Here is a 15,343-nt window from a genome sequence, read left to right on the forward strand (position 1 = left end):
AATACGAAGCACTATTTTAAGAGGTTGAGATATAGGTAAGCTCAAAATTCTATTGATTGAATAGCCCTCACCTTTTTATAATTCAATATGCTCACCATTACGTATTTTATCAGCAAGTTCATTGAGCTTTCTTAAACGATGATTGATTCCTGACTTTGAAATGGGCCCAGTTGACACCTTTTCTCCTAGTTCTTTTAAAGATATCTCTTGATGTTCTACTCTAAGCTTAGCAACTTCTCTCAATCGATCTGGTAAATTATCTAACCCTATCTCTTCATCTATAAGTTGAATGCTCTCAACTTGTCTTATAGCTGCACTTACCGTCTTGTTTAGATTTGCAGTTTCACAATTAACGAGACGATTCACGGAATTACGCATATCGCGAACAATTCTTACATCTTCAAATTTTAGCAACGCCTGATAACCACCAATGAGGCTCAGAAAATCAGAAATTTTTTCAGCTTCTTTTAGATAAGCAATGCTTCCCTTTTTACGTTCTAAATGTTTAGCATTAAGCTCATAACTATTCATTAACTTAGTTAATCCTTCAGAATGATTTTCATACTGTGAAAATATTTCTAAATGATATGAAGAAGTTTCTGGATTATTAACTGACCCGCCTGCTAAAAATGCACCACGTAGATAACTACGACGCATTTTATCATCTTTAATCATCTCTGAATCGATTTCATGTGTAAAAATGCCATCTTTTAAAATACCTAAATCATTGAGTATTACTTTAGCTAACATTTTAGTACGACAAATATAAATATTGTTCTTCTTTAACTTCATCTTTTTTCTTACTAAAATTTCAACTTCAACATTAAATATACGTTTAATTAGAGAATAAATTCGACGAGCTGTTGTTGCATTTTCAGTTTGTACATTAATTACAAATTGCTGATTTGATAGACTAAGTGCGCCATTCATACGAATTAATGCACTGAGCTCTGCTTTAGCATTTGATTCATCTACTTCAATGCGTGTTAATTCATTTTTCATATCAGATGCAAAGCTCATAGAACACTCATTCCTTCCTAATCATTTATTTTTAAGCTGGAATTGATATATTATTTGAATTAACGGCAACAATATATGATTCCAACCTCAATTTCTTTCAATAAACACACTTAAGCTATCATATCATAAACTTTTCACTCGCCCATACTATTTTTATTTCTCATTGGGATTAAAACGAATGGTACTTGTCAATTCAAGAGCTAGCTCATAAATCATTTTTGACAAAATTTTAGTATTGTGACGTACATAGTGTTCGTCTGATATTTCAACTAAATTTGAAGCGGTCAATACTCTAATGCCTTTAGCTTTTAATTCTTCTTTGTGCACGGCAACAGGTTTTGAATTTTTCTCTTTATAACGATGCAACACGTCTTGACTATATGATTCCGAACTACAAATTACAAAATCAATAAATTCTTGTCCTACTTGTTGACTTAGTGCATCAATATGTTCTTTTACATCATAATTATCCGTTTCTCCAGGTTGAGTCATCACGTTTGCAACATAAAGTTTTGGTGCAGCTGAACGTAATAACGCTTCTGAGATTCCTTTCACACAAAGATTAGATACAACACTTGTGTATAATGAACCGGGCCCAAGAACAATTAAATCAGCTTGTTCAAGTGCCTCTACCGCTTCAGACATCGGTTCAACATCACTAGGTTCTAAAAAAACGTGATTAATTTTCTTATGTGATTTAGGAATATTAGTTTCACCATGAACAATTTCTCCATCTTCCATCACAGCGTTTAATTGTACACTCGTATTTGTAGACGGTATGACTTGACCTTTAATATTTAAAACTTTACTTAACTCTTTGATCGCATGACCAAAATCATTCGTGATATTTGTCATTCCAGCAATGACTAGATTACCTAAAGCATGACCGTCAACTTGATTTTCACCGAAACGATATTGAAATAGCTGAGTTAAAATAGATTCTGAGTCACTCAATGCAGCAATAACGTTACGTATATCTCCTGGGGCAGGGATATCCATGACATCTCTAATTTTACCTGTACTGCCACCATTATCAGCAACTGTTACAATAGCAGTGATATCTATCGGAAATTCTCTCAGTCCTCGAGCTAAAACAGATAAACCTGTTCCGCCTCCAATAAGTACAACTTTCATTTGTTTCATTCTCTCTCTCCACTTTCAATATGTGCATCTCTGTGATGCACATAAACATTGTAATCAAAGATCTCATCAAGATATTCGCCTAAACGTTTTGCTAAAGCAACTGATCGATGTTGACCACCTGTGCAACCTATAGCAATTACCAATTGTGATTTACCCTCTTTTTTATAACCAGGAATCATATATTTCAATAAATCCGTTAGTTTTTCAAAGAAAATTTCCGTTTCTTTCCATTTCATTACGTAATTGTAAACTTGATCATCTAAACCAGTAAGCGGACGCAATTCTTCAACATAATAGGGGTTTGGTAAAAATCTTACATCGAAAACTAAATCTGCATCCATTTGAATACTATGTTTAAAGCCAAAACTTGAAACGTTAATAGTAAATGTTTCAAAATTATCGTCCAAGTAAAACTTGGCAATACGTTGTTTAAGTTCTTTTGGCTTAATTTGAGTCGTATCTATCACATAATTCGCAATACTTCTAATTTCTGAAAGATGTTCTCTTTCTTCATTAATTGCATCGATTAATGAACGTTGACCTTGCTCATTAAGCGGATGAGCTCTTCTAGATTCTTTATAACGTGAAATGATTTTTTCAGTTTTAGCTTCTAAAAACATAACGTCTACTATCACATCATTACGACTCTTAATGATATCTATTTCTTTAACTAAGGATTTAAATAGTTCTTTTCCTCTAAGATCAATTGCAATTGCAACCTTCTGTAAAGAAGGATTTCCCTGTTCCATTAGTTCTACAAATTTAGGCAACAGTACAGGTGGCAAGTTATCTACGCAGAAGAATCCCATATCTTCGAGACTTTGAATCACTAGTGATTTACCCGCTCCTGACATTCCTGTAACAACTAATAGTTCACTTTTACTTATTTCCTTTTCGCTGTTTTTCATTTCAAAAGTCACCGCCAGTTAAAATCTTCAATGTATATAAATGTATTAAACTCATCTTATCACACTCAATTAAGCAAAGTAATATACTTTAATACAATTAAAAAAGCTAGAACAATTGATGACGAAACTTTAACGTAAACAATGTTCTAGCTTATGTGTAAACTTAATTGAATTCCTTATTTATCCTTTAATTCTGTAATATAATCTGCTGCACTTTGAGCTGCAATACTTCCATCTCCTGTAGCAGTGACGATTTGACGCAATCCTTTTTCACGCACATCTCCAGCTGCAAAAACACCAGGAACTTTTGTACTCATATCAGCTTTGGTAACAATATAACCTGTCTCATTAGTGATACCTAATTCTTTAAATGGTCCAGTCAACGGCTTCATTCCAATATAGATAAAGACCCCATCTGCATCAAAAGTTTGTTCTGTACTATCTTTTGTTGATTCTAACGTTACAGATCCAACCTTACCATCTTTTTCATTAATTGTTTTTAATGTATGACTCCAAATGAAGTCAACTTTATCATTTTTAAAAGCTCGTTCTTGTAAAATGTTTTGAGCACGGAGTTCATCTCTACGATGTACTATTGTAACTTTATCAGCAAATTTGGTTAAGAACGTTCCTTCTTCTACTGCTGAGTCACCGCCTCCAATAACAAAAAGACGTTTATTTTTAAAGAAGGCACCATCACAAACTGCGCAGTAACTTACGCCACGGCCACCAAGTTCTTGCTCACCTGGAACACCGATTTTTTTATATTCAGCACCAGTTGAAATGATGACAGCATGAGCTTTAACCTCTTTGTTGTCTAAGTTAATGATTTTGTATTCACCTTTGTCTTCTACAGATTTAATATCTCCATACTGATATTCTGCTCCAAATTTCTTTGCATGTTCAAACATTTTTGTGGATAAATCTGGACCAGTAATCATCTCAAATCCAGGAAAGTTCTCTACCTCTTCAGTATTGGCCATTTGACCACCTGGCATACCACGTTCAATCATAACTGTTTTTAAATTTGCTCTAGATGCATACACTGCTGCTGTCATACCGGCAGGGCCAGCACCGATAATTGCTACGTCAAAATCTACTTCAGTCATTTTAAATGCCTCCTAAGTTATTAATCATTATGCGCATTATATATCATACCATTTGATTCATAAATTTATATGCTCAAAATAAATTCGATGGCTTTGTCCAATTTGTAAAGCATAACACCAAAATAATCGATAATTTGCTTTTTAGTTAATTTATGGTTTGAGTGTCGATAAATTAAATATACAAAAGCCGAAAGATATCTATCCACGTCTGCTAAATTCACATTTTCAGCTATAATAGCTTCAGCTTGATTTATCCACTCTACAAATAAAATTTTATTCTGTTTAAAATACTCAATACTATAAAGTCTTAACATACCTCTGTGAATAAAGTCTAATTTATTCAATGTTAAATCCTGTACTAAATAAGTGAGATATAACTTTTCATAATCATTCATTTTTTCAAGGATGGACCATATTTCCTCAGTCATTAAAATCTCTTTACCATTAAGTTGATTTAACAAGAAAATTCCATAAAATCTATAGTGGCTATCATCATCAAGTAATAAAGGTAAAATTCTTTGATTAAAAACAGTCTTACTTTCTTCTATAACCCATGGAGCGTATCCTACATCCACTTTAGAAATTCGAGTTAATTTGTTCCACATGTCTACACTTTCATCTTTATTTCCAAGGTAATAATAATTGAAACTTAAAGCATTATACATTTGGATAGATAAAAATTTTCCTTTTTTATACAGTGGATAAAGCAAGTGCTGTGACGCTTGATATTGTTTTAAGTAACTTAAAACAATGCCTAATTTAAAACTTTCATCATCATTTAATGGTACAACTTTTATTAAGTATTTTTAGATACTTCTTATACTTTTCTAATTCATTTGTGTTATAAAGTAATAAAGTATAGTGGCATAACGCATGAACATCCGAATTATCCTCACTCAATAATTCTTCAAACATTTCTTTAGCAGTTTCATACTCACTCAAGTACAAATAACACATTGCTATTAAATTTCTTATAACTCGATGATTTTGAATGTCTTCAGGTTGATGCAGTATATAGGCTCGTGCATCTTTGAGTCTTCCTTGTGAAAATAAGTACTGAAATAACAATTGTGTCGCAAATAGTTGCGCCTCTAGCTCTATCTTATGCTCACTGGTATATGTCACTTCGAAAGTCTTTTCAAGTACCTCTCTGAACTCTTGATCGTCTGTTAAAATTACATAATTAATACCAAACAAGAACGCCCTGTTTGGTTCGTTTAGCTCTATATTTAATTGACTCAATTCATAAAAACTATCTTCAACATGAAAATCATTAACAATGTTCTCATAAAAAAGATGTTCAGCTTGTCTACCATTATTTAATTTAGATAGACACTGAGCATAATGTAACTGAATATTATAATCTTTAGGTGACAATTCGAGCACTTTTTTATAATATTCTGCAGCCTTCTTATAATCCTGATGTTGCCACTTTTGTGTAGCCATTTTACGATAAAGTGTTTCATCAAAAATCATTGGAATAATATTACTTTTTTCATGTGCCATCAATTGTCACCTCCTGAATGTAATTTTATTTGTATAGGATTCCCAAATGCAAAACTGTTGTCTGGTACATCTGTTGATATAACAGTGCCAGCACCAATTTTGACATGATTCCCAATTGTTATACCAGGTAAAATCGTAGTATTAGCCCCTATTAAAGTATGACTTCCTATTTTGACTTTCCCTAGTCTCCACTCATTCCCAAGTACTTCATGAGTTAGTATTGTTGTATTATACCCAACGACTGTATTGTTGCCAACAGATATTAATTTAGGATAAAACAAGTCAAGCATTACTTTATAAGCAAATGAGGTATATGAACCGACTTTCATATTTAACCACTTTCGACAAATGTAGTTTTTCACAGTCATACATGGGATAAATCGAGATACTTCTATTAACAATGTCTGCTTAAAAACTTTTGAAAATTTGACTATCTTATAGATTTGCCACAAAGTATTAACAGCTTGATATTTTTGTTTCACCAATCTTCTCAATCCAATCACGATACTTTTTTACCAGGCCATGACAATGGCCCTAATGTTTTAAATGGAGTCGGTTGACATTTCGCTCTTCTATATATAATTAACACAATACTTATTACAATTAATAATACTGAAACAAGTTGTGCTACTCGAATATGACTTGTAAGCATTAAGCTATCTGTTCTTAATCCTTCAACAAAGAAACGACCCACAGAATACCAAATTAAATATCCAAAGAAAGTCTCTCCTAGTCTAAGATGCTTTCTTAGTGCAATTAAGATAATAAATCCAAGTACATCCCATATAGATTCGTATAAAAATGTAGGATGATAGTATTGCCCTTCTATGTACATATTTCTAATAATAAAATCTGGCAAATGAAGATTATCCAGAAAAGTTTTAGAAACTGGCCCACCATGAGCTTCGTGATTCATAAAATTACCCCATCGTCCTATACCTTGGGCTAAGATAATGCTCGGAGCTACGATATCACCAATCTGTAAAGGGTGAAGGTTTTTCACTTTACACATGATAATTCCAGTAATAATTCCACCTATGAGACCACCATGAATGGCAATCCCTCCATGCCATATCTTAGGTATTTCAGCTAAATGGTGCATATAATACGGCCACTGGAATATTACAAAATATAATCGAGCAATAATGAAACCAAATATAGCACTATAAAAAATAATATCGACAAGCGTATCTTTATGTAAACCAACTTTTTTTAATGCTGCTTGAGCAATAAAATATCCTAATAAAATACCACAAGCAATGATAATACCGTACCAACGTACGTGTATTGGTCCAATACTAAAGGCAACAGGATCAATATATCTTATAGTTAAACCCATTCATACTACTCCTCACTTTTATAACTGTTTCGTACAATTTCTTCATTTAATCTCTCGTTAAATTCTACCGCTGTGTTAATTCCCATGATATTTAAACGATAATTCATTGCAGCGACTTCAATAATGACTGCAACATTTCGTCCTGGTCTAACAGGAATTGTTTTCTTGGTAATTTCGGTATCTAGAATTTTTAATGTTTCTTCATTGAGACCTACGCGATCATATAGTTTATTTTTATTCCAATTTTCTAGATTTATATTTAATTGAATTTGCTTTTCAGTTAAGATAGATCCTGCACCAAATAGAGTCATTACATTGATGATTCCAAGACCACGAATTTCTAACAAATGTTCGATAAGTTTCGGTGGCTTTCCGACAAGCTCATCTTTAGTAATCTCTTTAATTTCTACATTATCATCAGCCACGAGTCTATGGCCACGTTTAACCAACTCTAATGCAGTCTCACTTTTCCCTATACCTGAATCTCCAGTAATTAATACACCAACTCCGTAGACATCTACTAGTACACCATGTAAAGAGGTGGTCTTAGCTAGTTCATGTTCTAAAAAGGTAGTCAATCGGCTCATAAGGCTTGTCGTTGCATCTTTGGCCACAATAATAGGTGTATGTGTTCCTTTAGAAGCACTAATTAGTTCTTCAGGAGGTTCTAACCCACGTGTAACAATAATTGCAGGCGTTTCAGGTCGACATAACTTTCTCATTCTTCCTTTCTTATCTTCATCAGGAAGCAAATTATAAAATGATAATTCAGTAGTCCCTAATAATTGAATTCTATCAGATGCATAGTGTGAAAAATATCCTGCCATTTCTAGACCTGGACGTGAAATATCTGTATTTTTAATTGGTCTATGCAAACCTTGTTCCCCAGTTAGTAATTCTAAATTAAGCGTATTTACTAATCTTTCTGTTGTTAACATGGATTCACCTCAAATTTCATTAACCCTTCGTATCTATCTCTTTTCTATTATCATATCAAAAATCAACTCATAATTTATATTAAAATGATGGGTTGAATTTTAAAAAAACTTAAAAAACTATTAAACCTAACTCAAAACTAATTTTCAAAAAGTGAATTGCAAGACGACAAATTATCATAAAAGAACAGTAACATATTAAAATGATATAAAAAATATAGGTATACATTTCTATAAGTTGACGTAAAGAATTCGGACTGAAACCCATAGATTTGTCTCAGCCCGCTTAATTATATTTTATTTAATTATCATTCAACACAATCTCTCAAAAGAACAGGTTTTAAATATTTTCCAGTATACGATTCTTCGTCTTGCGAAATTTCTTCTGGCGATCCGGTAGCAACAATGGTACCACCGCCTTCTCCTCCTTCAGGTCCAAGATCAATGATATAATCTGCTGTTTTAATGACATCAAGATTATGTTCAATGATGACAACCGTATCACCATTTTCCACTAGTCGATTTAATACCTTTAATAAACGGCTAATATCATCTACATGAAGACCGGTTGTTGGTTCATCAAGAATATAAATAGAACGTCCTGTCGAGCGTTTGTGCAATTCTGACGCTAATTTAACACGTTGAGCTTCACCACCTGAAAGTGTTGTTGCCTGCTGGCCTAACGTAATATAACCTAAACCTACATCAACTAATGTTTGAAGTTTACGCTCAATTTTAGGTATATTTTCGAAGAAGTGCGTTGCTTCTTCAACAGTCATCTCCAACACATCTGCGATATTTTTACCTTTATATGTGACTTCTAATGTTTCACGGTTGTAACGTTTTCCATCACACACTTCACATGGAACATAAACATCGGGTAAGAAATGCATTTCAATTTTAATGATTCCATCACCTTTACAAGCCTCGCAACGTCCACCTTTAACATTAAAACTGAATCTACCTTTTTGATACCCACGAATTTTAGCTTCGTTTGTTCGTGCGAAAACATCACGAATATCATCGAACACACCAGTATAGGTTGCTGGATTAGAACGTGGCGTTCTGCCAATTGGCGATTGATCAATATCGATAATTTTATCTAATTGGTCTACACCTTTAATTTCATCATAGTCACCCGGTTTAACTTTAGATTTATTGATTTTTTGCGCAAGAGATTTGTAGAGAATTTCATTTACTAATGAACTTTTACCTGAACCAGACACGCCAGTTACTACGGTCATTACTGAAAGTGGAAAATCAACATTTACATCTTTTAGGTTATTACTTCTAGCGGCTTTAATACTAATCTTTCTATTAGTAACTTCACGTCTATGTTCAGGAATATTTATCCGTTTCTTTCCGCTTAAATATTGTCCTGTCAGTGATTTTTTATCTTTCATCACTTTACTTGGTGCGCCACTAGAAACAATTTCACCACCATGATTACCTGCACCTGGTCCAACATCCACTAAATAATCTGCTGCCCGCATCGTATCATCGTCGTGTTCTACAACAATAAGTGTATTACCTAAATCACGCATTTCTTTTAAAGTATTAATCAAACGATCATTATCCCTTTGATGTAGACCAATTGATGGCTCATCTAATACATATAATACTCCAGTAAGTCTTGAACCTATCTGAGTAGCTAATCGAATACGCTGAGCTTCACCACCAGAAAGCGTACCCGATGACCGATTCAATGTTAAATATTCTAATCCGACATTATTTAAGAAAGATAATCTTGAAATAATTTCTTTAAGAATTTGGTCTGCTATAGATCTATTTTGATCACTTAATTTAATATTATCATAGTGTCTAAGTGCATCTTTAATAGAATATTCCACGACGTCCCCAATATTATAACCACCAATATAAACAGATAATGCTTCCTGACTTAAACGTTTACCGTTACATGTTTCACAAGGTAGTTCAGTCATATACTTACTCATCATCTCACGAGTATATTCTGATGGAGATTCATGATAACGGCGGTCAATATTGGGTATGACACCTTCAAAGACCATTTTACGTTTTCTTGTGCCTCCGTTACGTTGTGTGAATGTAAATTCAATCTCTTTATCTCCTGAACCGTGCATTAAGATATTTTTTTGTCTATCTGTTAACTTTTTATACGGTTTATCCATATTAATTTTATAAACTTCACATACTCGTTTTAATAAAGTGGGATAGAAATCTGAACTTGTGGGTTCCCATGGCTCAATTGCTCCCTCATTCAATGTTTTGTTTTTGTCAGGGACAACTAAATCTAAGTCTACTGTTAATTTTTGTCCCAAACCATCACAAGTTGGACATGCACCAAACGGACTATTAAAACTAAACATTCTCGGTTCTAATTCACCTATAGAAAAACCACATATTGGACATGCATGATTTTCAGAGAACCTCAATTCATCTCCATCAATAACATCTACTGTCAGGTTGCCTTCAGCAAGTTCTAAAGCCGTTTCTATAGAATCTGCTAAGCGTGTTTCAATCCCCTCTTTAACAACCAGTCGGTCCACTACGACTTCGATAGTGTGATTTTTATTTTTGTCTAATTCTGGTACCTCATTAACATCGACGATTTCTCCATCCACACGTAAACGTACATATCCTTTTTTACCAATATCTTCAATTAACTTTTCATGACTACCTTTTCTATGAGAAATAATCGGTGCAAGTAACTGAATTTTTGTACGTTCCTCAAGTTCTAAAATTCTATCAACCATTTGTTGAACAGTCTGTGATTCGATTTCTATTCCATGATGAGGACAATATGGCTTACCTACACGTGCATATAATAAACGAATGTAATCATAAATTTCAGTCACTGTAGCTACTGTAGAACGGGGATTTTTACTTGTCGTTTTTTGGTCAATAGATATTGCAGGAGATAGTCCTTCAATTGTATCAACATCAGGTTTATCCATTTGTCCTAAAAATTGACGTGCATAGGCACTCAAAGATTCAACATATCGTCGTTGTCCTTCTGCGTAAATCGTATCAAATGCTAGTGAGGATTTACCTGAACCTGAAAGTCCAGTCATAACAATAAGTTTATTCTTAGGTAGTTCAATATCTACTCCTTTTAAATTATGTGCTCGCGCACCTTTTACTACTATTGACGGCCCTTTCATTTAATCGTCACCCTTCTGCTTTTAATTCAAATAGCATGTCTCTTAACTCTGTTGCTCGTTCAAAATCTAAGTCCTTTGCTGCTTTTTTCATTTCTTTTTCTATATTTTCAATCGTTTTTAGTCTTTCTTTTTTAGTCATTTTCTTAGGAAGTTCGGTTTGATGTTGCTCATTTGTTTCATCACTATCAACAGTGGCACTAATGACATCATGTATCTTTTTATTAATTGTTTTAGGGGTAATACCATACTTTTCATTATGTGCAGTTTGAATATCGCGACGTCTTTGCGTCTCATCAATAGCGTACTGCATAGAGTCGGTTATTTTATCTGCATACATAATTACTTCACCCTTATCATTACGTGCAGCTCGACCGATTGTTTGTATCAAAGAACGATCTGAACGTAAAAAACCTTCTTTATCGGCATCCAAAATAACCACTAATGAGACTTCAGGTATATCTATACCCTCTCTTAATAAATTAATACCGACAATAGCATCATAAGTACCCATACGTAAATCACGAATAATCTCTATTCGCTCTAAAGTTTTAATTTCTGAGTGCAGATAGTTTACCTTTATGCCTGCTTCTTTCATATATGTTGTTAAATCTTCACTCATTTTTTTTGTTAATGTCGTAACAAGTACACGTTCATCTATATCCACGCGTTCTTGAATTTCACTTAAGAGGTCATCGATTTGATTTTCTGTAGGCCTAACATCGATTTTAGGATCTAATAAACCTGTAGGACGAATGATTTGTTCTACCATTTCATCTGTGTGTTCTAATTCGTACGGTCCAGGTGTTGCAGATACATAAACTAGTTGTTTAGTCTTCTCTTCAAATTCTTTAAATTTAAGTGGTCTGTTATCTAAAGCACTTGGCAAACGGAATCCATGGTCAATAAGTACCTGTTTACGCGCTCTGTCGCCATTATACATACCACGAATTTGAGGCAGTGTCACATGTGACTCGTCTATCATCACAAGCCAATCATCACCGAAATAATCAAGCAATGTATAAGGAGTTGAGCCTAACGGCCTTAACGTCAAGTGAACAGAATAGTTTTCGATTCCTGCGCAAAATCCCATTTCTCTCATCATTTCTAAATCATAATTTGTTCGTTGTTCAAGTCTCTGTGCTTCTAATAATTTATTATCATCACGTAATTCTTTTAATCGTTCTTCTAGTTCTTTTTCGATACGTTCAATCGCAACTTTCATTTTTTCTTCACGCGTTACGAAGTGAGATGCTGGGAAGATAGCAAAGTGTTCACGTTCACGTATCACTTCACCAGTTAAATAATTGACTTCTCTAATACGATCAATTTCATCTCCAAAAAATTCTACTCGAATACACATTTCTTCTCTTGAGGCAGGAAATATCTCAACGACATCACCTCTTACTCTGAAAGTCCCACGTTGGAAATCTATATCATTTCGTGTGTATTGCACGTCTACTAACTTTCTTAACAATTCACTTCGATCCATTTCCATACCAACACGCACACTAACAACTAAATCTTTATATTCTTCTGGATTTCCCAAACCATAAATACAACTTACACTTGCAATGATAATGACATCATCTCGTTCAAACAAAGCACTTGTAGCAGAATGTCGAAGTTGATCAATTTCTTCATTAATAGAGGCATCTTTCTCAATAAAAGTGTCAGTTGATGGAACATAAGCTTCAGGTTGATAGTAATCATAATAGCTTACGAAATATTCAACTCTATTTTCAGGGAAAAACTCTTTAAATTCACTATAAAGTTGTCCTGCTAACGTTTTATTATGAGCAATAATAAGCGTTGGTTTCCCAACTTCTTTAATAACATTGCTCATGGTGAATGTTTTACCAGTACCTGTTGCCCCTAATAAGGTTTGATGACGTTTTCCTTTATTTACACCATCAACAATCTTTTTTATAGCTTGTGGTTGGTCACCCTGTGGTTCAAATTCAGAATTCAATTTAAATGGAACGTGTTCGACCATTCTGACATGCGCCTCCTAAAGTATTTATCGTTTTAAAAAGTGTAACATGATAGTTAACTCATTGTAGCTTAGTGTGTTTATTACGTTTTATTTTAACAAATATATATCACCAAAGACAAACATTTGTTCGCTTATGATTAAATCTTTAAAAATAAAAACAAACATAGCTACATACTATGCTTGTTTAAAAAGTTAATTAATTTAAGTCTTTATCGTGTAAATATACTATAAAACAAACGCCTCAAAGCTTCAATGAATTTGATTATACATGGTTCAACTTATACAACTATCTAACGCGAATCATCTTGATTCTTATGAAATTCTAATTTATCTATAATTAAATAACCTGCTAAAAGACTCACTACATCCAAAAATATAATCCATTCATTGTGAAAAAACCCTTTATAAACAGAAGTCCCTATTAATAAAAGCGTAAGTATTGTTCCTATCCATTTACTTCTTGTTACAACACTAAATAATACGACCAATATACAAGGAAAGAAGGCAGCACATGCGTACCATATCATTATCTTCACCCATTTCTTCTGTTTAAAATTGTCATTGTTGTTTCACGTAACTCGGTTCTAGGAATGAAGTTTTCAATCAGCATTTCCGGAATAACGTTTTCAATAAAATCTTTAACAGAATCTAAGTGATCAAACTGAATAATGGTTTCTAGACTCATTTCATATATCTCGAAAAATAAAGGTTCAGGGTTACGTTTTTGTATTTCACCAAATGTTTCATAGAGTAAATCAATTTTATCTGCTACGGAAAGAATTTGACCTTCTAATGAATCATCTTTACCTTCTTGCAGGCGTTCGCGATAAACACTTTGATATTGTACAGGTATTTCTTCAGTAATAAATGTTTCTACCATTTCTTCTTCAACATGAGAAAAAAGTTTCTTTAATTCTCCACTAGCATATTTAACTGGTGTTTTAATATCTCCAGTGAAAACTTCTGCGAAATCGTGATTTAACGCTTTTTCATAAAGACTTTTCCAATTAATTTCATTACCATGAAATTCTTCAACTGTTGCCAAATATTGAGCAATTTTTGTAACTTTAAATGAATGTGCAGCAACATTGTGTTCAAAATATTTGAATTTCCCAGGTAATCTTATTAACTTTTCTAAGTCTGATAATCTTTTAAAATATTGGTGTACGCCCATATCACGACACCTCCTTGTAATTGAAGTTATTCTATATACTTATTGTTATTATATCAATCAATTTTGTTAAAGAAAGTATATTCTCATGTTAAAAAATTTAATTTTAAAAAAGAAAAACCCTAAATCTACGTAGCATAGATTTAGGGCTATATAACATTGTTGTCTAGTGAATATAGTTATATGAACTAGGGCTATAAATCGTTCTATATGATTTGACGTTTACGCCACCATTCCAGTTCATTTCTGAAACAGTTACTGTTCCATTTGAATTAATAGATTCAACGACACCCACGTGTCCATAAGCACCTGCACCATTTTGACCCGGTCCACTTTGGAACACTGCTCCTACTTCTGGTGTATTATTCACATTAAAACCTAATTGGCTAGCTGATGCAGCCCAATTACTCGCATTACCCCATAAACTACCAATGAATGGGTTTACCTAATTCTGCACGACGGTCAAACGCATAATACGTACATTGACCTGTTGTATATAAATTGCCAGAATTTGAAGTACTTCTTAAACCACTATAAGAAGTTTGACTAACATATATAGGTGTTGAATCATTTTCGTAAACAGTTTCAATTGATGCTGACTCATTGTAATCCTGAGGCAATGTTGCTTCATAACTTTCTTTAGTAACTGTATTATAAGGTAGTTGAGATGCTTCTTCAGAAACCACAATTTCATCTCCAGGAAATATCAAGGGTTGTACTCCTGGATTTAAAGTATATAATTCATCTAAAGTGAGGTTATGTTCTAAAGCAATTTTATATAAACTATCACCAGGTTGTACGATATAAATTCCTAAGTCTGATTGGTCGGTAATTGCTATACCTTCTGAATTTACATTCTGTTGAGATGTTCCTGATTCTTGAGCGTTAGCTGCAGTGTTGATTGCAAAAAATGCTGCAATCGAACTTAAAGTTACAGTTAGAGTTTTTTTCATCTAGTTGTCATTCCTTTGCTAGTTTATTCTAAATTTTCAAGTCTAAATATAGCACATACTTTTTTTGCTATGTTAGATGTTATAACGATGTAATACAACAGTTAATAAGTGTATTTTTACTTT

The 15,343-nt window shown here is 33.3% G+C and carries 11 protein-coding genes and 2 pseudogenes; all 13 read right to left on the minus strand.

Going from position 1 to position 15,343, the window contains the following annotated elements; genetic code table 11:
• Positions 1–75: 75 nt before the first annotated feature.
• Complete coding sequence (whiA, locus tag DYE57_RS09325) at positions 76–1,020, minus strand: DNA-binding protein WhiA (RefSeq protein ID WP_115313794.1); 945 nt, start codon at positions 1,018–1,020, stop codon at positions 76–78.
• 153 nt (positions 1,021–1,173) lie between these two features.
• Positions 1,174–2,163, minus strand: a complete 990-nt coding sequence (locus tag DYE57_RS09330) for a gluconeogenesis factor YvcK family protein (RefSeq protein ID WP_115313795.1) — start codon at positions 2,161–2,163, stop codon at positions 1,174–1,176.
• Complete coding sequence (gene rapZ / locus DYE57_RS09335; RefSeq protein ID WP_115313796.1) at positions 2,160–3,071, minus strand: RNase adapter RapZ; 912 nt, start codon at positions 3,069–3,071, stop codon at positions 2,160–2,162. Before rapZ ends, DYE57_RS09330 begins: the two co-directional genes overlap by 4 nt.
• Positions 3,072–3,247: 176 nt before the next feature.
• Positions 3,248–4,180: a thioredoxin-disulfide reductase gene (gene trxB / locus DYE57_RS09340; RefSeq protein ID WP_115313797.1), complete on the minus strand. Its 933-nt coding sequence runs from the start codon at positions 4,178–4,180 to the stop codon at positions 3,248–3,250.
• Positions 4,181–4,245: 65 nt separating this feature from the next.
• A pseudogene (locus DYE57_RS09345) lies at positions 4,246–5,686 on the minus strand (tetratricopeptide repeat protein).
• The gene (locus DYE57_RS09350; protein WP_115314137.1) at positions 5,686–6,180 is read right to left on the minus strand and encodes an acyltransferase; all 495 of its coding nucleotides are present in this window, start codon (positions 6,178–6,180) and stop codon (positions 5,686–5,688) included. The pseudogene DYE57_RS09345 and the gene DYE57_RS09350 overlap by 1 nt, the downstream one beginning before the upstream one ends.
• A 5-nt stretch (positions 6,181–6,185) precedes the next feature.
• Complete coding sequence (gene lgt, locus DYE57_RS09355; RefSeq protein ID WP_115313798.1) at positions 6,186–7,025, minus strand: prolipoprotein diacylglyceryl transferase; 840 nt, start codon at positions 7,023–7,025, stop codon at positions 6,186–6,188.
• A gap of 5 nt (positions 7,026–7,030) precedes the next feature.
• A complete protein-coding gene (gene hprK / locus DYE57_RS09360; protein WP_115313799.1) occupies positions 7,031–7,963 on the minus strand; it encodes an HPr(Ser) kinase/phosphatase in 933 nt (310 codons plus the stop codon).
• Between the two features lie 305 nt (positions 7,964–8,268).
• Positions 8,269–11,103, minus strand: a complete 2,835-nt coding sequence (uvrA, locus tag DYE57_RS09365) for an excinuclease ABC subunit UvrA (protein ID WP_115313800.1) — start codon at positions 11,101–11,103, stop codon at positions 8,269–8,271.
• A gap of 7 nt (positions 11,104–11,110) precedes the next feature.
• Complete coding sequence (gene uvrB, locus DYE57_RS09370) at positions 11,111–13,096, minus strand: excinuclease ABC subunit UvrB (protein ID WP_115313801.1); 1,986 nt, start codon at positions 13,094–13,096, stop codon at positions 11,111–11,113.
• A 290-nt stretch (positions 13,097–13,386) separates the two neighbouring features.
• Entirely contained in the window at positions 13,387–13,623 is a 237-nt protein-coding gene (locus DYE57_RS09375) for a CsbA family protein (RefSeq protein WP_115313802.1), read from the minus strand.
• A gap of 5 nt (positions 13,624–13,628) precedes the next feature.
• The gene (locus DYE57_RS09380; protein WP_115313803.1) at positions 13,629–14,270 is read right to left on the minus strand and encodes a YfbR-like 5'-deoxynucleotidase; all 642 of its coding nucleotides are present in this window, start codon (positions 14,268–14,270) and stop codon (positions 13,629–13,631) included.
• Positions 14,271–14,433: 163 nt separating this feature from the next.
• Positions 14,434–15,220: pseudogene (locus tag DYE57_RS09385) on the minus strand (COG3942 and LysM peptidoglycan-binding domain-containing protein).
• Positions 15,221–15,343: the final 123 nt, after the last annotated feature.

The sequence above is a fragment of the Staphylococcus saccharolyticus genome, from assembly GCF_900458815.1.
Lineage (GTDB): Bacteria > Bacillota > Bacilli > Staphylococcales > Staphylococcaceae > Staphylococcus > Staphylococcus saccharolyticus.